The sequence below is a fragment of the Aeribacillus composti genome (assembly GCF_007827555.1).
Classification (GTDB): Bacteria; Bacillota; Bacilli; order Bacillales; family Aeribacillaceae; genus Aeribacillus; species Aeribacillus composti.
In genome coordinates this window covers 22,156-48,215 of sequence record NZ_VISS01000027.1, presented here as the reverse complement: position 1 = coordinate 48,215, position 26,060 = coordinate 22,156, and the positions used below count along the sequence as shown (strand labels likewise).

The 26,060-nt window shown below is 39.2% G+C and carries 24 protein-coding genes, 1 pseudogene and 1 other annotated feature; of the genes and pseudogenes, 15 read left to right on the top strand and 10 right to left on the bottom strand.

The genetic code is table 11. The annotated features are described in order from the left end of the window. Nucleotides 1–115: 115 nt before the first annotated feature. From FB379_RS13835 to FB379_RS13810, 6 genes are all read right to left on the bottom strand, one after another. A complete protein-coding gene (locus FB379_RS13835; protein ID WP_277874808.1) occupies nucleotides 116–424 on the bottom strand; it encodes a helix-turn-helix domain-containing protein in 309 nt (102 codons plus the stop codon). Between the two features lie 72 nt (nucleotides 425–496). Beyond that, nucleotides 497–796: a helix-turn-helix domain-containing protein gene (locus FB379_RS19285; RefSeq protein ID WP_144598217.1), complete on the bottom strand. Its 300-nt coding sequence runs from the start codon at nucleotides 794–796 to the stop codon at nucleotides 497–499. A gap of 146 nt (nucleotides 797–942) precedes the next feature. Continuing rightward, complete coding sequence (locus tag FB379_RS13825; protein ID WP_063386284.1) at nucleotides 943–1,578, bottom strand: FMN-dependent NADH-azoreductase; 636 nt, start codon at nucleotides 1,576–1,578, stop codon at nucleotides 943–945. Between the two features lie 406 nt (nucleotides 1,579–1,984). Beyond that, complete coding sequence (locus FB379_RS13820) at nucleotides 1,985–2,188, bottom strand: hypothetical protein (RefSeq protein ID WP_066247338.1); 204 nt, start codon at nucleotides 2,186–2,188, stop codon at nucleotides 1,985–1,987. A 6-nt stretch (nucleotides 2,189–2,194) separates the two neighbouring features. Then, a complete protein-coding gene (locus FB379_RS13815) occupies nucleotides 2,195–2,410 on the bottom strand; it encodes a hypothetical protein (RefSeq protein WP_063386281.1) in 216 nt (71 codons plus the stop codon). Between the two features lie 724 nt (nucleotides 2,411–3,134). After that, a complete protein-coding gene (locus FB379_RS13810) occupies nucleotides 3,135–4,337 on the bottom strand; it encodes a trans-sulfuration enzyme family protein (protein ID WP_375338759.1) in 1,203 nt (400 codons plus the stop codon). Between the two features lie 150 nt (nucleotides 4,338–4,487). Here FB379_RS13810 and FB379_RS13805 point away from each other — a divergent pair, with 150 nt between their 5' ends. From FB379_RS13805 to FB379_RS13780, 6 genes and pseudogenes are all read left to right on the top strand, one after another. Further along, nucleotides 4,488–4,811, top strand: a complete 324-nt coding sequence (locus tag FB379_RS13805) for an antibiotic biosynthesis monooxygenase family protein (RefSeq protein WP_144598216.1) — start codon at nucleotides 4,488–4,490, stop codon at nucleotides 4,809–4,811. A gap of 220 nt (nucleotides 4,812–5,031) precedes the next feature. Beyond that, on the top strand, nucleotides 5,032–6,006 hold the full coding sequence (locus tag FB379_RS13800; protein ID WP_144598215.1) for a bile acid:sodium symporter family protein: 975 nt from the start codon (nucleotides 5,032–5,034) through the stop codon (nucleotides 6,004–6,006). Between the two features lie 338 nt (nucleotides 6,007–6,344). Continuing rightward, nucleotides 6,345–7,298, top strand: a pseudogene (gene serA / locus FB379_RS13795) (phosphoglycerate dehydrogenase); the annotation flags it as partial. A gap of 103 nt (nucleotides 7,299–7,401) precedes the next feature. Next, a complete protein-coding gene (gene hemA, locus FB379_RS13790; RefSeq protein ID WP_144598213.1) occupies nucleotides 7,402–8,631 on the top strand; it encodes a 5-aminolevulinate synthase in 1,230 nt (409 codons plus the stop codon). 98 nt (nucleotides 8,632–8,729) lie between these two features. Then, nucleotides 8,730–9,227 carry a GNAT family N-acetyltransferase gene (locus FB379_RS13785; RefSeq protein ID WP_094244543.1) on the top strand — a complete coding sequence of 166 codons (498 nt, stop codon included), beginning with the start codon at nucleotides 8,730–8,732 and terminating at the stop codon, nucleotides 9,225–9,227. A 20-nt stretch (nucleotides 9,228–9,247) separates the two neighbouring features. Beyond that, nucleotides 9,248–10,327 (top strand): Gfo/Idh/MocA family protein, encoded by a 1,080-nt coding sequence (locus tag FB379_RS13780; RefSeq protein WP_094244544.1) that lies wholly within the window; start codon nucleotides 9,248–9,250, stop codon nucleotides 10,325–10,327. A 299-nt stretch (nucleotides 10,328–10,626) separates the two neighbouring features. Here the strand turns inward: FB379_RS13780 and FB379_RS13775 are convergent, their stop codons facing one another. After that, nucleotides 10,627–11,535 carry a LysR family transcriptional regulator gene (locus tag FB379_RS13775; RefSeq protein ID WP_144598212.1) on the bottom strand — a complete coding sequence of 303 codons (909 nt, stop codon included), beginning with the start codon at nucleotides 11,533–11,535 and terminating at the stop codon, nucleotides 10,627–10,629. Between the two features lie 142 nt (nucleotides 11,536–11,677). Between FB379_RS13775 and FB379_RS13770 the strand changes: the two genes are divergently transcribed. The 4 genes from FB379_RS13770 (at nucleotide 11,678) to FB379_RS13755 (ending at nucleotide 15,904) form a co-directional block, all read left to right on the top strand. Beyond that, entirely contained in the window at nucleotides 11,678–12,850 is a 1,173-nt protein-coding gene (locus FB379_RS13770) for an MFS transporter (RefSeq protein ID WP_144598211.1), read from the top strand. 105 nt (nucleotides 12,851–12,955) lie between these two features. Next, nucleotides 12,956–13,879, top strand: coding sequence for a glutaminase A (gene glsA, locus FB379_RS13765; RefSeq protein ID WP_066247321.1), 924 nt, complete (start codon nucleotides 12,956–12,958; stop codon nucleotides 13,877–13,879). Between the two features lie 21 nt (nucleotides 13,880–13,900). Next, nucleotides 13,901–14,305: a cytosolic protein gene (locus tag FB379_RS13760; RefSeq protein ID WP_066247319.1), complete on the top strand. Its 405-nt coding sequence runs from the start codon at nucleotides 13,901–13,903 to the stop codon at nucleotides 14,303–14,305. A gap of 357 nt (nucleotides 14,306–14,662) precedes the next feature. After that, complete coding sequence (locus FB379_RS13755) at nucleotides 14,663–15,904, top strand: S1C family serine protease (RefSeq protein ID WP_242009334.1); 1,242 nt, start codon at nucleotides 14,663–14,665, stop codon at nucleotides 15,902–15,904. 188 nt (nucleotides 15,905–16,092) lie between these two features. Here FB379_RS13755 and FB379_RS13750 read toward each other — a convergent pair whose 3' ends face one another. Both FB379_RS13750 and FB379_RS13745 read right to left on the bottom strand, forming a co-directional pair. After that, a complete protein-coding gene (locus FB379_RS13750) occupies nucleotides 16,093–17,565 on the bottom strand; it encodes an MFS transporter (RefSeq protein WP_242009333.1) in 1,473 nt (490 codons plus the stop codon). Nucleotides 17,566–17,850: 285 nt separating this feature from the next. Beyond that, nucleotides 17,851–19,614 carry a thiamine pyrophosphate-requiring protein gene (locus tag FB379_RS13745; RefSeq protein ID WP_144598209.1) on the bottom strand — a complete coding sequence of 588 codons (1,764 nt, stop codon included), beginning with the start codon at nucleotides 19,612–19,614 and terminating at the stop codon, nucleotides 17,851–17,853. Nucleotides 19,615–19,760: 146 nt separating this feature from the next. Here FB379_RS13745 and FB379_RS13740 point away from each other — a divergent pair, with 146 nt between their 5' ends. The 5 genes from FB379_RS13740 (at nucleotide 19,761) to FB379_RS13720 (ending at nucleotide 25,136) form a co-directional block, all read left to right on the top strand. Next, a complete protein-coding gene (locus FB379_RS13740) occupies nucleotides 19,761–20,627 on the top strand; it encodes a LysR family transcriptional regulator (protein ID WP_063386271.1) in 867 nt (288 codons plus the stop codon). 124 nt (nucleotides 20,628–20,751) lie between these two features. Further along, nucleotides 20,752–21,444, top strand: a complete 693-nt coding sequence (locus tag FB379_RS13735; RefSeq protein WP_063386365.1) for a TerC family protein — start codon at nucleotides 20,752–20,754, stop codon at nucleotides 21,442–21,444. A 497-nt stretch (nucleotides 21,445–21,941) separates the two neighbouring features. Further along, nucleotides 21,942–22,433 carry a DoxX family protein gene (locus FB379_RS13730; RefSeq protein WP_066247308.1) on the top strand — a complete coding sequence of 164 codons (492 nt, stop codon included), beginning with the start codon at nucleotides 21,942–21,944 and terminating at the stop codon, nucleotides 22,431–22,433. 58 nt (nucleotides 22,434–22,491) lie between these two features. Continuing rightward, nucleotides 22,492–22,707: a binding site (T-box leader), on the top strand. A gap of 57 nt (nucleotides 22,708–22,764) precedes the next feature. Beyond that, on the top strand, nucleotides 22,765–23,892 hold the full coding sequence (gene proB, locus FB379_RS13725; RefSeq protein ID WP_063386269.1) for a glutamate 5-kinase: 1,128 nt from the start codon (nucleotides 22,765–22,767) through the stop codon (nucleotides 23,890–23,892). Continuing rightward, on the top strand, nucleotides 23,889–25,136 hold the full coding sequence (locus FB379_RS13720) for a glutamate-5-semialdehyde dehydrogenase (RefSeq protein WP_063386268.1): 1,248 nt from the start codon (nucleotides 23,889–23,891) through the stop codon (nucleotides 25,134–25,136). Before proB ends, FB379_RS13720 begins: the two co-directional genes overlap by 4 nt. 60 nt (nucleotides 25,137–25,196) lie before the next feature. Here FB379_RS13720 and FB379_RS13715 read toward each other — a convergent pair whose 3' ends face one another. Next, complete coding sequence (locus FB379_RS13715; protein WP_063386267.1) at nucleotides 25,197–25,748, bottom strand: GNAT family N-acetyltransferase; 552 nt, start codon at nucleotides 25,746–25,748, stop codon at nucleotides 25,197–25,199. Between the last annotated feature and the right edge of the window lie 312 nt (nucleotides 25,749–26,060).

Here is a 26,060-nt window from a genome sequence, read left to right as displayed (position 1 = left end):
TTCATCTCTTTTACGATTTCTTCATTCTGAAGTTCTCGGGAGGAAGGCGAACGTTTTAACCGCTTATAGTAAGCAGCTCGTGAAATACCGGCGATTTCACATAATAAGATTATGCTTAGGTTTTCTTTCTCATGAAGTTCCCGGATTGCGATATACTTGTCTTCAAAACGGATTTGGTTTGTTTTCGCCTCCTTTCGATTTCCTCTAACTTTCTTAAAAATAGATTCTCCGCACGTAAGCGTTCATTTTCTCTTTCTAACTTTTTCATCTCCAGTTTCATTTTTCCTTCTGGAGATAACTTTGCTTCTTCTTTTTTTCTTCCTCGTTTGTCTTTAAGCGCTTCTTCTCCACCATTTTCATACTTCTTCACCCATTGATATACTTGTTGATAAGAAACTTCATAAGTCTCTGCTGTTTTTTTTATAATCTTTTCCGTTCCCTAAACAATTAAGCACAATTTGTATCCGTTCATTCCAAGTCGTTTTTCTTCCTTTAGTCATAGAGCTTGTTTTTCCTTCGACGTATCCTTTAAATCTCTATGGCTATTATACTTCTTCATCCATCGTTGAAGTACCGATCTACTTGAAATACCATATGTCCTGACAATCTCGTATTGTGAGAACTCACCAGATAAATAATCTTTTACAGATGCTTCCTTAAAACCTTTCCAAGAATTTGAACGTTCTAAACCCTCTATTCCAAATTCCTCAAATTCATTTATCCATTGCCTTAAAGAATATTTAGTAATTTGATGCCTTTTACAAAGCTCTTGATATAGTACATTCTCGGTTTTCATATGCAAGTAAAACTTCAAGTTTGAACTCTGTAGTATATTGCTTATACATAGAAAAACTCCCCCTAAGGTAAAACAGATTTTTTATATTTTAATCTGTCTACCTTAAGGGGAGCATATCATGAAAGATCAGCCTCTTTATTTTTTACTTAAAACGTATGCGCTAAATCTTTTGCTCTCGCAATTGCGTTTTGTTTAATTTCCTCTGCTTTTTCAGGTTGAGCAGCATGTCCTTCTACAAACAAGCCTTCAAATGAAGGAACACCGAAAAATTGCATCACAACAGCCAAATAGCGGTGACCCATTTCCATTTGAGCTGCTGGACCTTCTGAATAAATGCCTCCACGCGCTTGAATATGCAGGGCTTTTTTATCAGTCAATAACCCAACAGATCCTTGTTCAGTGTATTTAAACGTTTTGCCTGCAACTGCAACTGCATCAATATATGCTTTCAAGACAGGCGGAAATGAAAAATTCCATAAAGGTGTAACAAAAACGTATTTATCCGCTTCAATAAATTGTTCACAAAGCTCTGAAAGACGTCCAACTTTCGCTTTTTCCTCGGAAGTAAGCTCATCTAAGCTTTTTCCGGATCTCAGTTTCCCCCAGCCATTTAATACATCAGCATCGATTTGGGGAATATATTCTTTATATAAATCAAGGTGAATTACTTCATGGTCAGGATTCGCTTCTTTATAGGTTTCGATAAAAGCCTTTCCTGCTGCCAAACTGTAAGATTGGGTGTCATCAAGTGGATGTGCTGTAATGTACAATACTTTTGTCAACGTAAACCTTCCTCTCTTGGTGCAATTTTAGTTTTTTAGTGAAAAAATAAAATTTATAAATTTTTATTTTGAAAATATTTATTTCGAGATAATTTTATAGGAATTTGTTTTAGATTTCAAATGATTTGTTTGTAAAAAAATTTATCCAATTTTAGTAAAATAATTTGTTTTCAGCTGTCTAATTTGTTTTTCACGTCTTATCGGTCAATAAACATGGCTGATCTACGAATGAGACTTGATCAGTTATTTTTGATTTTGAACGCTTTCGTCGTGAAAACTGTTTTTCATCCATTTGTTTGGAATATAATTTATTATTCCCTGTAATGTGAAGCTTAGCTATTGCCATTTTCTCCTTAAATGATAAGACAGCATTTTCTTTACGGAAAGGCGGAGTAAATGCCCGTTTCTAAATTCTTTTCCAATAATCCCATCGTCCTTCATTTATTTCTTTTTCGATTGTTTTAATATATTTCTTTAGTTCAACGGGCATCTCGTCATTTTCCAGCTCATCCATTGTAAAAGTAATCATTTGCGCACCGCTGAAATCCATGACCTGTACAACTCTTTGCCGACCTTTAAAATATGTTAGCATAATGTGATATTTACCCATTTCGTTTCACCCTATTTTTCGTTTTTTTATGGGACCAATTGAAAGAATGTTGGATCGTTTAAACGTTCGGAAAGTTTTTCGAAAGTGGCAGTAAGCGCGAATGTATTTATCGTTAAAGTCTTTTACTGTAATCAATCTTTCTGTTATTACCCCTTGATCGGTCATGTAGATCATCTTTAAAGCAAAACCGTACTTTTTGGCATTCAGCAGCAAACCGTTCATGATTTTCACCTCACAAAAAAGAACGTTTGTTCTATTTTTATTATATGCGAATATATGTTCTGATATGAAGAAGAAAATTTTGGAATGATTCATTTTTGGGGGCATCTTTCTTTAGAATGGAATGGCAAAGATTGAAATCACATGGAGAAGGGAATGCTGTTTTTTTTTTTTTTTTTTTTTTTTTCGAGAAGCGTGCAAGTGGGGAAGTTAAAATCATTTTAAATAAAAAATAGCTGTCAAGCGGGCCTCTATATCGATGATTTATTGACAACACATGCTGTCTTGGAGTGCGTATGAAAACAAATCAGCTTAAATTTAAGAAGCGAGGCGGAGTGCTGTGTTGACATAACTCATCTGCTCCAAGGATGGGGAGAAACTAATCTTATTTATTATATAATGCGGCAAAATTTACATCCCATTAAATAGAACTGATGAAGTATCATAAGCTGCCAAAGCTTGTTCAGGCAGTGTGTTCAATAGTGATATTTAGAAATGATAGATATCGAGTGTTTCAAATTGCAAGATGTATGTTTAATAAAATCAAGATTTTTCTGCAAGCACTAGCTCCTAAAATGAAATGCATTTTTAATTGAGGCTGTACAGAAAGTCAAATCTCCATTGAAAACAAAAAATCATAAACTTTCAAAAAGATGAAAGGGGGCGTCAATAAGCAGATAAAACGGCTTATTAGACAGCCCCCCGCCATTGTCCGCACATTCCTTCATTAAATTTTTTGCAGAGCTTGTCTGACATCTTCTTTTAAATCTTCGATATGTTCTATGCCGACAGAGAAGCGCACGAAGTTTGCCGGGATTCCTGCGAGCTGCATTTGTTCTTCGTTCATTGTTCCTTCCCACATCGCTGCTGTATGTACAACGAGAGACTCGACTCCGCCAAGGCTTACAGCGTTAGGAGGAAGCTTTAATGCGGAAACAAAGCGCTGTGTTTCAGCATAACCGCCCTTAATGGAAAAGGCAATAACGGCACCAAAGCCTTTCATTTGCCGCTTAGCAAGCTCGTGCTGCGGATGGCTTGGCAGCCCCGGATAATATACCCGTTCAACTTGAGGCTGATTCTCAAGAAATTCGGCTAACGCCAAAGCGTTCGCGTTAATCCGTTCGATTCGCATAGGAAGCGTGCGCAAGCCTCTCAGCAACAGCCAACCATCCATTGGCGAAAGCACTGAACCGATGGAAATATGCGTATTCCAAATACGTTCAGCTAATTCCTCGTTTGTGCAAATTACGCCAGCTGTCAAATCATGATGGCCGCCCATGTATTTTGTTGCACTATGGACAACAACATCAACCCCAAAGTCATGTGGACGCTGATTGATAGGGGAAGCAAACGTATTATCTGCGACAACGATAATTCCATGCTGGCGGGCAAGATCACACACTGCAGCTAAATCTGTCAATACCAATGTAGGATTGGCAGGCGTCTCAACCATAATAAGTTTTGTATTCGGACGAATTGCCTTTTCAAACGCAGAAGTGTCGGATTGGTCAACGAACGTCACGTCAACACCAAATTTCGGCAGCAGCTCATCCATAATTTTCGTTGTGCTCATATAATGATTTTTTTGGGCAATCACATGATCGCCTGCTGCTACAAGCGATAAAATAGTTGTCGCTATCGCTCCCATACCAGAGCCGGTTACTAAGGCTGTTTCAGTTCCTTCAAGATCTGCTACAATTTTTTGAACCCGTTCATGCACTGGGTTTCCGTAACGTGTGTAATATCGCGGATGACGAGGTGTTCCAGCAATTTCAGAAAATTCGCTTGCACTATGTGCCTGGAATGTTGCGGAATAGTAAATAGCAGGATTGACTCCTTTTTCGTCCGTTATAGAATCGTCGCCATGGATGACAATTGTTTCATCTCTGAGTGCTTGAGGATTCCGTTGTTCTTGTTCATTTCTTTTCATTATTTATTTCTCCCTTAAATCAAAGTAATTTTATAGATATTATATATCTATTATTAAAAAAATAAAACTAGTTTGAGAATTCATTTTTGTTCATTATATGATAAAACAGTATGAAACTTTTCGTTTTGATAAGAAAGGGGGGCTTGAAAAATGAATTATACAAAACGTTTAAACGAGTATTACGCCGTGATTTTTACATCGGAAAGAACAGAAGGGGACAATGGTTATGAGGCAATGGCAAAGGAAATGGATCAATTGGTGTCCAAACAGCCAGGTTTTTTAGGTGCAGAGAGTGCAAGAAATGAGAATGGGTACGGAATTACAGTTTCATATTGGGAATCATTGGATGATATCAAACGCTGGAAAGAAAATGCTTTGCATAAAGCGGCGCAGGATAAAGGCAGGAAGGAATGGTATAAACGTTATACAATCAGAATTTGCAAAGTAGAAGAGGAAAGGGTTTTCCATATTTGATAGATACTATAGCCCAGAAGAATGGCCGCTTCCCTAAAAAACAAAACCAAGGGAAAAGCATGAGACTAGGTTCATAGTAACTTCGCAAAATGTTTTGGCATAGCGCTGGATTGGTGAGAAAAAATTGCATATTATATAATGAAGTAAAGATTGTTCACTATTTGTGAACATTAGGATTGCGCAACTTTTCATTTTAGCTTAACACTGGAGAGAGAGAAAAATGTTAAAAAACATAAACAGCATAATGGAAAAGATGCTTCCTTTTTTAACCCCGTCAAGTGTTGTGATCGGGATTGTATTTTCAACTATATTTGACGATTTTTCTCAGCTTGTTCCGTGGATTTTTGCTTTTATTACGTTTGCGGGCAGTTTAAATCTTAGTTTTCATGCGTTTAAGCAGGCTCTTTTGCATCCGCTGCCGATTTTCGTCGTTCTTTTGCTGCTTCATCTTTTCATCCCGCTTTGGGCGTTTGCTGTCGGCCATCTTGCTTTTCAAGAAGACAGCTTCACAATCATTGGTTTAGTTTTGGCCGTGATCATTCCAACTGGTGTTACAAGCTTTATTTGGGTATCAATCCATAAAGGAAATTTGGCTTTAGCTCTTGCTGTTATATTAATAGATACGTTTATTTCTCCTTTTGTCGTTCCTGCCAGTTTATTAGTATTGGTGGAGAGAACGGTAGAAATCGACGTATGGAATATGATGTCTGGCTTATTTTTCATGATTATCCTGCCTTCCATTTTAGGAATGCTTGTAAATGAGTGGACGAAAAAAGAATTGAAACAGCGTATTGCAGCCGTTTTAAGTCCGATTTCGAAAATAGCCTTATCGCTAGTAGTGATCATCAACAGTGCGATAGTAGCTCCTTATTTGGCGAACCCGAATAAAAAATTAATTTTGATTGGTTTTTTCGTTTTTTTGATTGCTACAAGCGGCTACTTTTTTTCATGGATGGCCGGGCGTCTATTAAAATTTCAACAGGATGATATCATCACTTTAACGTTTACGGGCGGAATGAGGAATATTAGCGCCGGTGCAGTGCTTGCGATCACTTATTTTCCGCCGCAAGTGGCGGTACCGGTTGTCTTAGGCATGCTTTTTCAGCAGGTTTTAGCTTCTTTTTATGGACGCATGCTTGAAAAAGTTTATCACCATGCGCTTACTGAAAAAAAGTATGCGGCAAATGCAAAATGAACGCTTTTATGCAAAAAAGCATTAATAAAACGTTATGTGAGCATCCCCTTCAATTAAGGCATTTCTGCCTATATTGAAGGGGTTTTTTAAGGGCAATTTCAGGCATTGATGTGTTAATTATTTTATTCGCCAATTGGACGCAGAACCGGTAAGGAGCATCAATAATGACGTTACATGAATCAGCATTTTTTAATAGTGTTTTAGTAATATTTACAACTTTAACTATAAATTAACAAAAAATTAACTTTTTTTACAAGGAAAATAAAAGCAAATATAGAATTGCTTGGTAAGCGCGCGCTAATAGATCCTAAAAATAAATTACAGGAGGTATTTAAACAATGTTTCGGCTACTAGTCTCTGACAAAGTGAACAATGAAGGACTGAAACCGTTGATAGAATCAGAAGCGGTTGAAGTTGTCCAAAAAAGTGTATCGGAAGCAGAAGATGAACTAAATCTTTTTGATGCTCTTTTGGTGAGGAGCAGCACAAAAGTAACGAAAGAGCTTTTAGGAAAGATGACCTCTTTAAAAATTATCGGAAGAGTCGGAGTCGGTGTAGATAACATTGATATTGATGAGGCAACAAAGCAAGGAGTAATTGTCATTAATGCTCCCAATGGAAATACCATTTCGGTAGCCGAGCATACACTTGCGATGATTTCTTCTTTGATGAGGCACATTCCGCAAGCGAATATTTCAGTTAAAGCAAAAGAGTGGAATCGGTCAGCATTTGTTGGATCTGAACTTTACGGGAAGATCTTAGGCATTATCGGTTTTGGGCGCATTGGTATTGAAGTTGCCAAGCGGGCTAAAGCCTTTGGAATGAAAGTGCATGTATTTGATCCAATCCTAACTCCAGAGAGAGCAAATAATTTCGGTGTCGAAATGCTTTCTTTTGATGAAGTTCTTTCAAGTGCGGACATAATTACAGTTCATGCACCCCTGAACGAAAAAACGAGAGGATTGTTAAATAAAGATACATTGGCAAAAACAAGAAAAGGGGTAAGGATTATCAATTGTGCAAGAGGCGGAATTATTGAAGAAGAAGCTCTTTTAGAAGCTCTAGAAAATGGCCATGTCGCAGGTGCAGCGCTTGATGTTTTTGAAGTCGAACCGCCTATTCATTCAAAATTGGCTGATCATCCGTCAGTAATTGCGACGCCGCATATAGGAGCCTCGACAAAAGAAGCGCAGTTTAAGGTCGCTGCACAAATTGCCGAGGAAGTTTTGCGATTTATAAAAGGCATGCCTGTTAGGTTTTCTGTCAATTTTCCGCCCGTTGCACAGGAGGAGAATATTAACAAACAATTGATTTTACATTAAGAGTGCGGCTGAAAAACAAAAATTACAATTCCTTCTTGAATGGAATTTATATTTATTGGAGGATGATAGAGTTATGTATACAGAAATTCTCAGCGACAAGCTAAATTCGTTGAAGGAAAGAGGGCAATACCGTGAATTTATTACGATTAACCGCATATGCGGCCAGTATCCTTTGGCGAAGTTGAATGGCAAGGAAGATGAGCAGCCTGTTGTTGTTTGGTGCAGCAATGATTATCTGGGAATGTCCCAGCATCCTTTAGTAATTGAAGCGATGCAAGAAGCAATCCGGTTAAATGGAGCCGGTTCAGGCGGATCGCGGAACATAGGCGGCACACACTACCAATACACTTTGCTTGAATCATCATTGGCTGACTGGCACGGTAAAGAGGCAGCACTCGTTTTTCCGACCGGATACAGTTCAAATGATGCAACATTACAATGCTTATTGCGTCTGTTCCCTAATTGCATAGTGTTTTCCGACGAGCTTAATCATGCCTCCATTATCAATGGGATACGAAGTGCAAAAGCTGACCGCGCCATATTTAGGCATAATGATGTCGAACATTTGGAGGAATTACTAGCTTCCCAGCCGCATAATCGAGCCAAAATCATCGTATTCGAGTCAATATATTCGATGGACGGCGATATCGCACCGATTAAGGAAATTGTGAATCTTGCTAAAAAATATAACGCACTAACATTTCTCGATGAAGTTCATGCTATCGGTATGTACGGTCCTCGAGGAGCAGGAATAGCTGCAGAGCTTGGAGTTGCCAATCTCATTGACATTATACAAGGAACAATGGCGAAGGCGATAGGAGTGATAGGCGGGTATATTACTGCATCGGAATTGCTGATTGATGCTGTCCGCTCCTTTGCATCCGGCTTTATTTTTACTACCTCCCTGCCGCCGGCAATTGTTGCTGCATGCTATACAAGCATCGGGTATTTGAAATCTTCTGATAAAGAGAGAAATGAACTGCATAGAAAGACTAATCAGCTAAGAAAGATGCTCGTTCAGGCAGGTATACCGGTAATGCCATCGAGTGTAACACACATTCTTCCTGTAATGATTAGGGATGCAAAAAAATGTAAGGCAGCTGCTCAAAGAATGCTTGAAAAACATAAAATCTATCTGCAGCCTATTAACCCGCCGACAGTTCCTGTTGGTACAGAACGGTTTCGAGTCAATGTTACACCGAACCACACTGAAGAGCAGATGTTGCAGCTAACCGATGCATTAAATGAAGTTTTTTGCCACTTTAATATTCCATTTGCACAATCGGCCGATGTGTTCGCATAATTGGTTAGAGATAACCTATTACAATTCTGAGATAAGAGTAGTCCATAGTTTTTTGCCACCCTTAACGTATACAACAGAATAGGAGAGGATATTTATTCATGGATCATAATTTAAAAATTGTTGCTAGAAAGGCAACCATCAATGATGTTGACATGCTGATTGATTTAAGGAAGCTGTTGCTCAATGAAGGGGCAGGCCACTATGTTTCGAAATCACCCGAAGAACAAATGGCATGGCAGAAAAGCTATCGGAAATGGCTTATTCACAATATACCTGCAAATGAAAAAATGGTAATTGCTGTAGCCCACTATGATGGCGAAACCGAAATATCGGCCTGTGCTATAGGAATCATTGATGAACGTGCGCCGATGAAAGGATGTTTAAACGGACTTGTTGGGTGGGTGCAATCGGTTGTTGTTCACCCTGAACGGCGCCGTAGAGGGTTTGCAGAATGTTTAATGAACTATATTTTGGACTGGTTTCAGGCCAATAATGTTGAAAAAGTTATCTTACAAACAACACCGATTGCAAAAAATTTATATAAAAAGCTCGGATTTATTGATTCAGGCGAAGAGCTTTTAATAAAAGAAATTTAAATGTTAAAGGGAGGCAACTGATGAACGTCTTAATTTGTGGTTTGGGATATGCAGGGACAAGATTTCTTAAAGCTTTTTCCAATATGAATAAAGATATTGTTGGAGCTAGAAAAATCAATTTTGCATATGTTAATAGAAATCCTAAACGCAGGGATATTCAATACTTTAAAGAGGTGGATGCTGCTATTGAACAATTTGAGCCTCACATTATTGTAATTAGTGTAAATGATGAGTTCCACATGGATATAATTAAAAAGTTGGAAGGATACAAAGGCTTTGTTATTTGCGAGAAGCCCTTGGCGAATACGAACGATGATTTAGAGCTGCTGGAAGCGAAACTTAAAAGTGTATCTGGATTCTGTCTTAACCTTATAGAACGTTACTCTGATGCAACCATCGTCTTGAAAAAGTTTGTTGAAGAGCATAATTTGCAGCTTATTCGGGCCAATTTTTACTGGGGAAAGAACAGAATGAATGATTATAGGCCAACTGTAGGTGTGATCAGCGAAATAATCCATCCGCTAGATCTTATCCAATGGATTTGTGCATCCAATACTGATCTGGAGTTAAAGTCTATTCAAGGCACTCGATCAGACTTCTCCGTATCAGGTTCTGACGTACTTGACAGTGCAGCCGTAACTGCATGTTTAGGAAAAGCGGCAATAACCGGGTATAGCAGCTTCGTAAATATTGTCCGAAAGAGAGAAGTCGATCTTGTATTCGCTTCTCCACAAAACCGTCTAATCTTTGCCAATATGGTGTTTGATACACCTGTATGGGATGTTGACCATCTTCGTATATGGGAAAGAACTCCTTTCGGAGAACAGGTCATAATGGACATGAAAACGAATATTGATGACTCGAAGCCTGAACTAAAAACAATACGCAAATTGGTAAGATTGGTTAATGATGTTGGCGGGTATGTAGTAAACGGAGCAGCTCCTTCACAACCGTTTGCTAGCCTTCAAACAGCTTTGAAGCTCCAAAAATTATTAAATACAATAGAACGTGATGCTCAGACAATTGGACCGATAAATTATGTTGTTGGTTCACAACGGGAAATTTACAACGATGAAAATGATTGGGAGCGTCTAGGCTAAATGAATGCAAAATTTCAATTGATAATAATTGTAAATTTATCGGTTTTTTGAACCAATTTTTTAACGGCAAAATGATGTTAAAGACAAAAAAAGAGGAGACAGATACAAGAGTTCTTTCCCCAATCATCAAATCGGCTGCTAAAATGCATTGAAATTTACTTTGGCAGAGAGGGAAATGATTATTTTCATTGTACTCCTGCTTCTTTTTTTATTGCGGTTATTTCAATTATTCTCCTTGTTTAATTAAGGATTTGATAGAGAATTTTAATTGCCAGTATCATTTCATGAGATTATTTCTATTAAACTTGGTGAAAAAACGGAATGACAGATTTTCTCATTAAGTTAAGAAATGCATGAACAGTTGGAGACAAATTTCCACTTTTCCACGCAAAGGCAGTTGAAGTAGTAATTGGGTTGTTGTAAATGTCGCGATAGACAACTTTATTTTTTAATACATGCTGGATAGAGGATGGTACAATCGCTACGCCCATTCCTGATGAAACAAGGGATAGGACTGTAGGCAATTCTTGTGTTTCTTGAACTACTTTAGGATGGAATCCCGCTTGATAGCAACTGTTTATCACAGTATCATAGTGGCTTTGATTTGCCTTCCTTCCCGTCAAAATAAATGAATCGCCCGCCAATTCTTCAAGATGAATCGGGGAAGTGCCGGAAGCTAGCCGATGATCCTCTGGCAGAGCAATCATCATTCGTTCTTGCCGAATAACCTCGAAATGAATTCCGTCATTTTTTATGTTGGCGGGTTGGCAAAGGATTCCTATATCAATTGCGCCCTCATGCAAAGCTTTTAATTGCTCTCTAGTTGTCAATTGTTGCAAATCTATATGAATATTAGGATATGCTTTACGATAGTGCTCTATAATTGTTGGAAGAATATCATAGGCTGATGAGGAAATGAATCCTATCGCTATTTCTCCGACCTCTCCACGGTTCACCCTTTTTACTGATTCGACAGCTTCCTCCAGATCTTTGAAAATTTGATTAACTTTTTCCAAAAACAATTGGCCTTCTTTCGTCAGTTCTACTTTTCTTTTCGTTCGATGGAAAAGAGGCACGCCTATTTCTTCTTCTAATTGTCGGATTTGAAGGCTTAAAGGCGGCTGTGCCATATTTAAACGGGCTGCAGCTTTCCCAAAATGCAAATCTTCAGCAACTGTTAAGAAATATTTCAAGTGGCGCAGTTCCAATTAATCTCCTCCTTTATTAATATTTATAAGATATTAGTAGTTTTATAAATATATATTAGACATATTACATTCCGTCTTGTAAAGTGAAAAATAGATAAATCTTCCGTAAAGATAATTCCGTAAAAATGGAGGCTAAGTTATTATGCAAAAAGTTTTTCTCTTGACGATCGGTATGTTCGCTCTTGGGTTTGATGCTTATGTAATAGCTGGTTTGCTTCCGGATATCGGTGCAACTTTTCATATAACTCCTTCACAAACAGGGCAAGCCGTGAGCGTCTTTACGCTTTGTTATGCACTGGCCGCTCCGGTATTTGCAACACTGCTTGCTGGAAAACCGATGCGCAATATTTTATTGTTGGCGCTCGCAGTATTCTCGATAGGCAACGGGATAAGTGCACTAGCTTCAAATTTTTCCATGTTGCTGATTGCACGGGCAATTGCAGGCATCGGCGCCGGACTTTACTCTCCGCTAGCATCGGCAGCTGCAGCATCACTAGTGCCCGAACAGAAACGCGGCAGAGCACTTGGCATGACTCTTGGCGGCATGAGCACTGGAACAGTCATGGGAGTCCCTCTTGGACTGGTGATTGCGGAACATCTGAAGTGGAATGGAACTCTTTGGGTGATCACTGCACTAGGCTTAATTGCCATGATGGGAATTGCCATCTGGTTTCCACATTTTGCAGCTTCAGCTCCACCTTCACTCCGCCAGCGCGTCGCAATGATGACAAATGGACGGGTTGCAGCAATTGTTGGCATCACTTTTATGACCAGTGTTGCCAGCTTGGGTCTTTACACATATATTGCTGTTATTTTGAATAACTTGGCGGACATTTCCAACAACACGCCATATCTTTGGGCATGGGGAATTGGCGGCGTAGTTGGCAGTTTTTCCATCGGCGCTTTGATTGACCGGACAGGCAAACCGGGTTTGCTCATGGCAGGAATTTTGGCCATAATGGCTTTGTCCATGTTCAGTGTGCCATTCGCCCTTTCATTTCCGATCCTGTCATTTCTGCCTTTTATTCTATGGGGGGCGATGGGCTGGGCATCGCAAGCCCCGCAGCAGCATGAATTGCTTCACATACAGCCTAATCAAGGTGCAGCGGCCGTTGCTTTGAACAGTTCCGCAAATTATTTGGGCAGTGCAATAGGTTCTCTTCTTGGAGGGATAGTGATGCTGGCTGGATTGGCTCCTTCCCAACTTCCGTTTGCCGCCGGCGGCCTTGCATTAGTGACATTACTGGGACAATGGGGGATTTTATCAAGCAAAAGAAAGCATGGAAGTGAGAGAAAACAATCTATGCAACAATGACTATCTCTAGATTGAATAAACATATCATACTCATTTGTCAAATATCAAAGGGGTTGTTTATAAAATTTTATACAGCGAGCCATACTAAATAATGGTGATGGCTGAATGTACGAAAAAGAAGAATTGATCCGCTTTGTCCAAGAAGCGAAAAAGTATGGGCATCAGGGGAAAGTTGCCAGTTACATACCGGCTCTTGGCAAAGCGAATCCAAATGATTTATCTATTGCTATATATATGCCTGATGGGAGAATCATTGACGCTGGGGATGTAACGGTAAAAGTGACGCTTCAAAGCATTTCAAAAATTATCGCTTTAGCTCTTGTCATTATGGATCACGGTGAAAAGGAGGTATTCAAAAAAGTTGGGATGGAGCCGACGGGCGATCCGTTTCATTCCATTGCTAAGCTTGAGGAAACACAGCCTACAAAGCCGCTGAATCCGATGATCAATGCCGGTGCACTTGCCGTAACGCATATGATTTCGGGAAGAACGGTGAAAGAACGGCTGCAGAGACTCATTCGTTTTGTCCGCAAGCTAACAGGAAATCCAACCATTTCTTATTCGCAAGAAGTCGCTCAATCCGAATTTGAAACCGCGTTTTTAAACCGCTCCTTATGTTATTTTCTTCGACAGCATAATATTATAAACGAAGATGTCGAAGATCTGATGGAGCTTTACACGAAGCAATGTGCCATTGAAATGACATGCATCGATTTGGCGCGCATCGGCCTCGTTTTTGCGATGGATGGGCGCGATCCGTTTACAGAAGAGGAAATCATGCCCCTTGATGTAGCGCGTATTTGCAAAACGTTTATGGTCACCTGCGGCATGTATAATGCTTCGGGAGAATTTGCGATTAAAATCGGGATTCCGGCAAAAAGCGGCGTCTCAGGAGGCATACTCGCATCTGTTCCAAAAAGATGCGGCATCGGCATATTCGGTCCTGCATTGGATGACAAAGGCAATAGTCTGACCGGCATCAAACTGCTTGAATTTTTATCTAAAACATATTCATTAAGTATTTTCTAATATTTGAGGAGGAGACATACGATGCGTGAATTCACTGTTAAATTTCACCTTGAAGATGATATGGAAGAAATGAAAGTGCAAAAGCTGAGCCCGGATGATTTTGAAAGGGTGACAGAAGGAGGGACAAGACATTTGTTTGATCTCGATACAAACATTGGTTTTTTCGTCTTTTTTGACGCTGAGGACAGCGATGGCAATATGTCTTATCTTTCCCTTCGCTACGAGGAGGACGAGGAAGATCCGAGCGAATGCTACCGGTTTGAACTAAAAGACTTTTATGAATTTATAGCTCTTTATCTAAATGACTTAGAATTCGGTGATGAAGTGATGGCGGAGCAGGAGGAAGAGGAAATATACGGCCCCATTCAGCATCTTGCTCATCTTCTTTTCCATGTTGCTGAAGAAGGGAAAACAGTTGAAGTTTGAATACGTTGAATGAAATCCGGGGCATGCATACGAATTCAAATGCCAATTTTTCTGAAGGGCTTATTTTCAATCAACAACATCTATGTGTTTCAGAATTGCATTTTTTGTAATAAATGAAAGTACCGCGGGCGATCCGGATTGATGTTCACCGTTTCGTTAGGGCTTGGCAGGAGAACCGATTTTTGAAAAGTGCTTTTGAACTATGGATTTGGCGAAAAGGTAAGAGGCGCATCATATTGAGTGGCGTCCGATCTTTTTTATATTTCAATGTTTTTTTACCTTTTGTTCATCGTTTCGTCATATTTTTTGCCTAGTATGTCAATAAGACAAACGATGAAGAAGAGGAGGGCTTTTACTATGGGATATTATGATGAAATAGATCAAAACAATCGTGTGGAAAGAAAAAAGAACAGTTTGTTGAAGCCGGTTCTTTCTTCTTTAATCAGCGGTGTTTTGGGCGGAGCTGTTGTATACGGTGCGTTGACCTACTTGCCATTCCAAGATCATAACAAAGCTTCAAATGAAACAGAGCATATAGCGGTCAGTCAAAATACAAACGATCAGGAAGCATCTGTTAATGTTGCGAAGATTTCCAATCAAGGCGATATTGCAGAAATAGCTGAAAAACTTTCACCAGCGATTGTCGGCATTTCTAATTTGCAGCAGCAAAGGACAGATTGGTTTGGATCGCGCCAAGATTCTTCCAGCGAAGAAGTGGAAAGCGGAAGCGGAACAGGAATTATCTTTAAAAAGTCCGGCAATGATGTTTTTATTGTTACAAATAACCATGTTATTGAAGGGGCTTCTTCATTGGAGGTAACGCTTTCCAATGGCGATAAGGAAAAAGCAGAGGTAGTCGGTGCTGACTCATTGACAGACTTGGCCGTCATAAAAATTAATAACAATAGTGTTAACACAGTAGCTGAGTTTGGTGATTCCGATAATATACGAGTCGGCGATCAGGTCATTGCAATCGGGAATCCGCTTGGCAGCGATCTTTCTAGAACTGTAACAGAAGGGATTATCAGCGGAGTCAATCGCACAGTGACGATTACAACTTCTGAAGGAGACTGGGCGCTTGATGTCATTCAAACTGATGCAGCGATCAATCCAGGAAACAGCGGAGGCCCTTTAATTAACATGGATGGGAAAGTCATCGGCGTCAGCAGTATGAAAATCAGCCAGGAAGGTGTGGAAGGGCTCGGATTTGCTATTCCAAGCAATGATGTTGTGAAGGCGATCAATCAATTAATGGAAAAAGGAAAAATTGACCGTCCGTTTCTTGGAGTTGCATTATTAAATGTAAGCGAGCTTCCTGAGTATTTCCTTAGAGACACACTCAATTTGCCATCTGACGTTAAAGAAGGTGCGGTAGTTGGAAGAGTTCAGGCAAATTCTCCCGCCGATCAGGCCGGATTGCAGGAAAAGGATGTGATCGTCGCATTGGATGGGCAAAGTATTCACAACACGAGTGAGTTAAGAAAATATTTGTACAGTGAAAAGAAATCAGGAGACTCAGTCAAAGTCAAATTATATCGGGACGGAAAAGAAAAGACCGTCACAGTTACCCTTTCAAGTCAAGACTTATCGCAAACCTGATCGGGAATAGTATTAAAAAGAAAGGGCCCGCAAAAAGTCAGTTCAATTAACTTTTTGCAAAGCCCTTTTTTCAATGGGAATCTTTTTCATCAATGTGAAAATGATCTATCTCTGATAAATGAATGATACTCGCCAATTAACAACAGCATCATTTGCTTAGAAAAATTTCATCGCTATACATAACTTGTTTACATATTTGCTTCGCTAGACGAGATATTTTTTGGTTGAGCAGATTGTACAGCTTTGCTTGAGATTGCTAAAACAAATAAACAACTAATACTAATTAAAACTCCGTCCAATATTAGCGGAGCTCCCCAGCTGCCTGTGCTGTCTCTTAAATATCCTGATACGACTGGCGACAATACGGCGCCAATTTCTGCTATCAGATTCAGCATGCCAAATGCCCCGCCTTGTTTGCCTTCCGGCGCCAATTCTGCATTTAATGCATGTGAAACCGGCTGCAATGCAAAAAAGAATAATCCTGATATAAATAAAATGATTGATGTAATAATCGGGCTGCTATTTTCCGTTTGAATATACCAAGCAAAAACAAATATTGAAACAGCTAAAAGAAAAGTTAAAAGCGCTAATACATTTCTGCGGCCGTTCGGTCTATCAGCTAACAGGTCAGAAATTTTTCCGCCAAGCGGGAACCCGATAACCCCTGCTACTGCGTTAAATGAAGCTACTGCTGCTGCGGCAACTAGTGCTCCGCCGCCAAATTCTTGGACAATTGCCGTAGACCAGAATCCATACAACCATAAATGCCATAAAATCGGCAGGAAAGATAGATAAAGGAAAAACAGGTTTTTATTCATAATCAAAGGGTGCACTTCTGATTTTTTTGTTACATAAAGATATATGATCAATATGGGGGCTAAACTAGCCAAAATAAAAGCTATGACAATCGATGAGAGCCCTAATTTTGTTGATGTGAAGTATATCGCCATGATGATAACCAAAAACACAAGTGAATAAATACTTAAGTGATATAACGATTTTCCGTAAAATTCCTTCACACCAGGTGAATTTGGATCTGCTGATTGTATCAATTTTTTATCAGGCTTCATAAATTTAAACATAAGAACAGCAACGATTAAAGTAATGAATCCCATGAATAGAAAAGGAACTCTCCAAGCATCATTTCCCATTAGAGGAACAAAAGCTTCCAGAAGAAGAGGTGTACCGATTGTTGCCAACGTTAAGCCGATAGACAGGCCAGTAATAACAACTCCCATTCCTAAGCCCATTTTTTCCGGAGGAGTGTTGAAAGCAATATAGGATCTGTCATTTGAATAAAGGATTCCTTCACCTAATCCAAGTAATACACGGAATAAAACAAACATGACGAGTCCGCCTGATAAGCCTGTGAAAAAAGTGGCGACGGCTGCCCACAAAATACTTAATATAATAATAGGGCGGTATCCAAATTTATCTCCCAAGTTTCCTCCAGGAAATTGGTTTAACATAAATCCGGCAAAAAACAAACTGCCTATTAAGCCCCCAAATTCATGAGGATTCGGGACATCTGAAAAAAATGATATTTTATGTTCTATCATCCAAGTAACAATTGGGCCTGTCGCAGTTCTGTCGATATAAGAAACAACCCATCCTAGGAACAGCATTCCCCATATTGTATGGTACCTTTCCCATTTTTTCATTATCATTTTCACTCCTATCTAGATTTAAAATTTAACATAACCTTTAGATAGCGCTTACATAAAAGGGCAAAAAGAAATAGAAAATGCTGCTGGTTGAATATAAGATCATTGGCTGCTGGTTTTCTATATTTCGGACGATGTGCGATGAAAGGAATATAAAACTTTTTTAGCCTACATTCTTGATGATTCCATCTTGTTTTTGAACTTTCTCCGCAGCTTTAAAATTTTTGTACTTTCAACTATTCCAAATGAATTCAAATTTTAAATGCTTTTTGCTCCCGCTTTTTAAACTGTGGAATGGTTTTTTTCCTCTCTCATTTGGTTTTCTTGACTAATAGCGGGCAAATATACATCTAAAACAGCGGAACGGCCAGACTTGACAGTTTTTATTGCTTCATTCAGAGCCTCTTTCAGCTCATGAGGGTTTTCTATTTTTCTTGCATAGGCGCCACCTGCAGCTTCTGCAATTTTCGAAAGATCAGCATGAGGAGTGAAATCTACGAAAAATTGATTCGTTTCATTTGCGATACCATTCGGATGAACAGCTAAGGTTGACAGTTTCGGAGATTTCCAACCGCGATTATTATAAATTACGGTTAAAAATGGCGCGTCATATTTTTGCGATATCCAATGAACGCTCGAAGGGACGCTAAACAGATAAGATCCATCTCCAGTAAGGCTGATCACTGTTTTAGACGGGTCTGCCAGTTTTGCTCCTATCGCTGCTCCGCCGTTCCATCCAAGTCCGCCTCCGCCGCTGCCAAAAATAGAACCTGGTTTGGTCATTTGCAAATGGGTATATAATGTTTGGAAATTTGAAATGCCTTCATTGACAATAATCGTGTTTTCATCGCACACTTCCCGTATGCAGGCAGTTAAATACTCAGGCGTGATAATGTCGTCAAAAAATTGTTCAGCTTTTTTCCATTCTTCACGCTGAGCTTTATGATATTTTTCTATTTGTTTTCTCCTTTCATTTACTTGCAAGCTGTCAATGTCAGCGTTTTTAATCACTTCGTTCAACTGGCGCAAGGCCGTTTCGGCATCAGCTGCGAAAAAACGTTTTGATGGGATATACCATAATGTCATCCCTTCCTTCAGCGGATCTTCATCAATATAGTAAATCGTACAATTTGGCGATGGTTTATTATTCACTGGAATCCAAGGAACATCACTGTCAATGACCATTATAAAATCTGCTTTTTCGATTAAATCGTTTTGTGTTGAAGTATTCCACTGATATCCGCAATGAAGCGGGTGATCAGATGGAAAGTTCATATAGTTTGGCACTGACTCTAAAACAGGTATCGCAAGTTTTTCACAAAATTGAACGAGTTCTTTCACCGCTTGTTTGTTTTTGCCAATATATGACGTGACAATGAGCGGATTATTTGCTGCCAGTAAATCTTTCACTAAAGGATCTATTTCTTGCGGTGCCAGTGCACGCGCTGCAATTGGTCTCCATTGCTCAGGATGAATTTCTACTTTTTCTACTTCCTCCTCCAAAACTTCTCTAGCGCTCGTCAAATATACGGGTCCTTTCGGGCTGCTTTGAGCAATTTGCAGGGCACGATGGACAATTTGTTTTACATTTTTCCCGGTGCGAATCTCATGAGTATACTTCATGTAACCCCTTACAATTCCGGGCTGATCGGGAACATCCTGAATCCAGTGAATAAATTCGTTCCTGCTTCCCCGAAGCTCCCCTTCTTGAGTATATGGAGAAGTTCCGGCAAAAATGAGGACAGGCACCCGACCTTTCCAAGCATTGTGAATGGCAGCGCCAAGGTTTTGCGTGCCGCATTCAACATGCACTAAAACAGCTTGAGGTTTCCCGCTTACTTGAGCATATCCATGTGCAGCGCTTAAGGCAACCATTTCATGTGGACAAGTAATGATTTTCGGAAAATCAATTCCCTCTTTTTCAGCTTCGGCAAGGGCTTCAATAATGGCAGGGTGATCGCTTCCTAGATTTGAAAAAATAAAGGAAACATCAGCTTCTTGTAACGCTTCTAAAAGTGCCTTGCTTGTCGTATATCGGCTGGTCAAACAACACACACCCTTTCAACATAATTTAGATAATTAATACTAGTCAGATAATTCCGTAATCAGAATTGTACTTGAAAAGAAAAGATAGTACAATACTATAATAACTATCATAATAATAGAAAATATCTATAGAAAGGAGCTATAAAATGGAGTTCCGTCTTTTGCAATATTTTGCAATATTGAGTCAAGAGCTGCATTTTACGAAAGCTGCAGAAAAGCTGGGGATTACGCAACCAACATTAAGCCAGCAAATTCGCCTTCTTGAAAACAGTCTTGATACAGTTCTTTTTCGAAGAATGGGGAAAAAAATTGAATTAACGGAAAGCGGAGAGATTTTACTTGAACATGTGAAAAAAATTTTTTCTGAAATTGATCAAGCAAAAATTAAAATACATGAATTAAAAGGATTGAATCGCGGCCATTTAAAAATCGGATGTGTTGGCAATCATCTTCTTTATTCTTCCTTGCTTACGTTTCACTCACAGTTTCCAAATATAAAACTCTCTGTTTACGATCTAAAAACGGAAGAAACGTTAGAAAAAATAGTCAAGTCTGAGCTCGATATAGGGATTGTCTATTTACCAGTTCATCATCCGCAAGTAGAGGTTATTAAATGGTTTTCATTAGAGTTTTTTGCCATTGTATCCCTTGATCATCCTTTAGCTGAAAAAAATTTAATATATTTGGAAGAGCTTCAATCGTACCCGATCTTTTTATTGCCCGAGCAATATGTTCTTAGACAGACGATCGATTCATTTTGTAATAAAGAAGGCATTAAGTTAAACCCAATTGTGGAATTGTCGGATACGTATTCGTTGTTAAAGATGACGCTTTTACATAACGGAATTACGATCCTGCCAAAGCTTTATGTTGAAAACAGCCCGGAGTTTTCTGTCAAGCTTTTGAAAATTGCAGACGAACTTCCGCGTAAAGAGGTTGCAATTATTTATCGAAAAGGTCTTCTTTCTTCCACTGCCATTCGAACATTTATCCAGCAGCTGACAAGGAGATGACTCATTTTAATTTTTAAATAGGTAAAATATTGGATTTGCTTTCAAAGGAAGGTAGGGATAGAATCTATACGTATACATTTTTTAATAGAGGAGCGAATAACAATTGGATTTATTTTCAGTTGGTATATCTATTTCATCTGACGCCATCATTGCCTTATTAAAAATTATTGCAATCGATATTATTTTATCCGGCGATAACGCAGTTGTAATTGCAATGGCAACGAGAAATCTGCCGAAAGAACAGCAAAACAGAGCTATATTCTGGGGGACTGGAGGTGCGGTCGCATTACGGATTTTGTTTGCATCCGTCATTGTTGTCCTGTTGAAAATCCCATTTGTCAACATTGTCGGCGGATTTTTGCTGCTTTGGATTGCTTATAAAGTTTTGGTAGATGACGGAGAAGCTGCGCATGTCCAATCTCAAAGCAGTCTGCTTAAAGCTATTCAAACGATCATTCTTGCAGATGCCGTCATGAGTTTGGATAATGTGGTTGCAGTAGCAGGTGCGGCACACGGCCATATCGGCATGATTGCGGTTGGAGTTTTGATCAGTATTCCAATTATGATTTTTGGATCAAAAGCGATCGTAAAATTAATGAACAAATTTCAATGGATTGTATATGTTGGATCTGGAATTTTAGCTTGGACCGCCGGTGAGATGATCTTTAAGGATAAACATATTGAACAATGGTTTCACATCCAAAACTTGTGGATCGAATATTTACTTATCGGAATTATGACATTGATTGTGTTAGCGATCGGTTATGAGAAAAATAAGCGTGCAGAGAAAGAAAATAAATTGCAGCATAGTGCTTAGCAGGCGGCTGTTGAAACGGCGCCTGTTTTTTATGAAAAGAAATTCCACGTTTTAATAGATTTAGTTATGTCTAAAATTTTTGTTATCGGAAAATATGCACACTTCTGTAAAATGACGGTTTCTTTTGCAACAGCTCTAATTTGCATGTAAATTCGAGAGATCGTTCTTTGTGTATAAGCATTCATCGTCCAGAGAAGGTGAGTGCTTTTTTATTTTATCCACAGATATTTCAGATAATTCACAACTTATACACATTATCCATACTGTTTTTGTGGATATTATGTAACTGTTGGAGCTTAAGAAGCTGGATTTTTTCATAAAATCCTACTATGAATGTGGATAACTATAGTAATTGTTAACAATTTGTGAAATATTTCACAAATATATTGAAGTTAAATTCAGAAAATTATATATTGAAATTGAAGAGGTTAGTGAAATATTTCACAAACTTCTTCGAAAAATAAAAGTGAAAAAACAAACAAAGGAGATGGTTGAAGATGGAATGGCTGAAAGGTCCAAAAATGGCGGTTGTCTGGGCGGCTCTTAGAATTTGGCTCGGTTATCAATGGTTTGTCGCGGGAGTCGAAAAGCTGGGTGGATTTGATGCGACAGGATTTTTAAAAGGGGCGATTGCTAAAGCAACCGGAGAACATCCGGCCGTTCAAGGATGGTATGCAGCGTTCCTTGAAAACTTTGCTCTTCCGAATGTAGAACTTTTTAATTTTATTATTCCAATTGGAGAAGTGTTAGTTGGCATCGGACTGATTTTGGGATTGTTTACAACTCCTGCATTAATTGCTGGTGCGTTTATGAACTTGAATTTTATGTTAGCTGGAACAACAAGCACGAATCCGATTATGTACACTGAAGCAATCATTTTAATGGCAGTAGGCGCAGCTGCGTATTATTGGGGAGCTGATCGGTTTATCCTGCCGTATTTGAGAGATAAATTTACAAACAAAAAATTCAATCAACAAGCAAATGTTTAAATGCAGCAATCATCTTGACTTTTAAAAATTTTTGAAACATAATTTTAAAAAAAGTATATTTTCGGCGTTGAAAGGGGCCAGTAAATAGACTTTAGGCGAAAAAGAGAGTGAAACCCTATGGCTGAAAGGTTTCATCGCTGATAAGCTATTGAACCTACCCCTGGAGCTGTCAGGCTCATAACCTGACCGTATCCTTCGTTACAGGCTAAAGGGAGCACTAAACTAGTGCTAAAAAAGGTGGTACCGCGGATATAGACTCATATTCGTCCTTTTTCGAAAGGATGATATGAGTCTTTTTTATGACTGTCAAGCAATGAAGAGGTGTTTTTTAGTGAGGAAAAAGCGAGTGGTCGTAAAAATAGGAAGCAGTTCTTTAACAGATGACAACGGGGGACTCAGCAAAGAAAAGCTGCACGAGCATGTTGAAGCGATTGCTAAATTGAAGGAAGCAGGGTATGAAGTAATTTTAATTTCGTCAGGAGCGGTATCAGCAGGGTATGGAGATCTTGGATATCCTTCCAGGCCTGTGACAATTAGAGGAAAACAGGCGGCTGCGGCAGTGGGCCAAGGGCTGCTTATCCAGGCTTATACAGAAGCATTTAAAAAATACGGCATTGTATGTGCCCAGCTTTTGATGACAAGGAGCAATTTTCAGCATAAAGAGCAATATCAAAACGCATACGCCACCTTATCGGAGCTTCTAAAGCGGCAAGTGCTCCCGATCATCAATGAAAATGATTCGGTTTCGATTGAGGAATTGACGTTTGGAGACAACGATATGCTGTCAGCTCTTGTGAGCGGATTATTGCATGCCGATTTTCTTATTATTTTGACGGATATTAACGGTTTATATGAAGAAGATCCTACCAAAAATCCGAATGCGAAACGATTTGATTTTTTGCCGGAAGTAACAGATGAATTAATTGAACAAACAGAGGCAACATCCGGTTCGAAAGTTGGAACAGGTGGCATGAAATCAAAGCTCATGGCGGCAAAAACGGCACTTGCCCTCGGTGTATCCGTATTTATCGGGAAAGGTCAAGGAAAAGAGAAATTAATCGAAATTTTAAATGGGAACGGTGACGGAACATATATTGGCAAAAACGATTTAAGTGCTGTTCGTAATTCAAAAGCATGGATTGCTCTTCATTCGATCATATCTGGTGATGTGGAAGTCGATGATGGAGCAGTAGCGGCTATTTTGAAGGAAGGGAAATCGCTCCTTCCTGCTGGCGTTAAGCGTGTCAGCGGCAACTTTCAATCCGGAGACGTGGTGCAAATTTTAAACAAGGAACAAAAGCTGATCGGAAAAGGCATAGTCAATTATTCATCTGAAGAATTAAAAGAAATTATGGGCATGCCGAGTCAAAAAGCGATGGAAATGACAAAGCGCATACATCCTGAAGTGGTTCACCGTGATCAATTTGTAGCGATAACGAGTAAGGAGATGATGATATGAGTGAAGTGTTGACAAAAGGGAAGCTGGCAAAAGAAGCTGCTGCCAAGCTGGTTGCAAAGACTACTGAAGAAAAAAACAACGCATTATCAATCATCGCTGAACAATTGCAAAAAGAAACGCCTTATATTTTAAAAGAAAATGAAAAAGACATTGAAAACGGGAAAGCGAATGGTTTATCCGACGCTCTTATTGACCGTCTTCTTTTAAACGAAGAACGAATTAACGGAATGATTGAATCGTTAAGACAATTGATTTATTTGCAAGATCCAGTTGGGGAAGTGCTGGAAAGCTGGACTCGTCCGAACGGTTTACAAATCGAAAAAGTTCGGGTGCCGCTCGGAGTTGTTGGGATGATTTACGAAGCCAGACCAAATGTGACAATTGATGCCTCAAGCCTTTGCTTAAAAACAGGGAACGCTGTTCTTCTTCGCGGCAGCTCATCCGCATTGCATTCAAATATGGCGATCGTAAAGGTGATACGAGAGGCGTTAGAAAAAGCGAATTTTCCTGCCGACAGTGTACAGCTTCTGGAAGATACCAGCAGGGAAACGGCAGCGGAAATGTTCAAATTAAATGATTATTTAGATGTGCTAATTCCTCGCGGAGGGAAAAATCTGATTAAAACAGTTGTTGAAAATTCATCTGTCCCTGTGTTAGAAACGGGCGCAGGCAATTGTCATGTGTTTATTGATGAATCAGCAGACAAAAAGATGGCGATTGATATAACTGTAAACGCAAAAACACAAAGACCTTCCGTCTGCAATGCAGCCGAAACTCTTCTCATCCATGAAAATTGGAATAAGGAGTATATTCGCGAGCTCATTGAAAAGCTCGAGGAGAAAAATGTGGAGTTGCGAGTCGATCAAGCATTGTACAATGAATTCCCGCATTTGAAATTAGCGACAGAAGAAGATTGGGAAACGGAATATTTAGATTATACAATGGCGGTGAAACTTGTTTCGAATGTAGATGAAGCAATCGAGCATATTAATCGTTACGGAACAAACCATTCTGAGGCAATTATCACAGAAAATGCCGCAAATGTAGAAAAGTTTTTCAAATTAGTTGATTCCGCAGCTCTTTACCACAACGCATCGACGCGCTTTACAGACGGATTTGAATTTGGGTTTGGCGCAGAAATCGGGATCAGCACGCAAAAGCTCCATGCCAGAGGACCGATGGGACTCCCTGCACTGACTTCTACAAAATATATTATTAAAGGAAGCGGACAGATTAGAGAATAAGAAATGATAAAAAAATGGAAGCAGACATCTTGATTCGTTCGGATGTCTTCTTCCAATTTTTTATGCTTCCTTCAATCTGCTTTCTTCGTCTGTCATGAAACCGTTTCGTTTTGTATACAGTGTGTACATATCCTTTGAAATTTCAAAGATGTTGTATAAGTTTTTGTTTTCAATATGGGGAAGCTGACGAGATTCATCGGCAAGGGAGACATATGGAAGCTTCTGCGCGGCTTTCATGGAACGTTCATTGTCTTTCCGTATTTTCATAAAGATCGTTTGAATTCCAAATTCATAAAAAATCTCTTGAAAAAAAGCGTCCTTAGCAAGCTGATTATATCCTTTACCATGGTACGGCTTGCCGAGCCAAGTTCCGAGAAATCCCGTTTGGTCAAAAATATCATACAAGCTGATTGTTCCAATAGGAGAGCCCCATTCATCCAAAATGGTGCGGGAAATTAATTCCCCTCGTTCCTCTGCTTCAATCAACTGTTTTGTTATAAACATGTATTCTTCAATCGACGTTGCTTTATGACGAACATAAGGGAAGACCTCTGGATGAACCATAAGTTCGAACAACTCTTGACAATCCGCTAGATCACGTTTTTTTAACATGCTCATCCTCCTCTATCAACGAGGGCGGTTACCACGAAATCTAACGGATCCCACCCTCGAAATTTTTATTTATCAAGTAAAAATTTCGGGGTGGGAATCGAACCCACTAGAACCGGTCAAAGACCGGTGGCGCACCATTTGCCTTCCCTTAAAAACAAGTAAATTTAATTGTCAGCATTTCTTCTAGTATCATACTTGATTTCTATGGAAAAGAAAACAAAAATTTTGTAAAAAGATTATTAAGAAAATTTTACTTTTTTCTTACTACTTTAAGAGTTTCTATAAGCAGTGAATAGGGCAAAATTACAATGT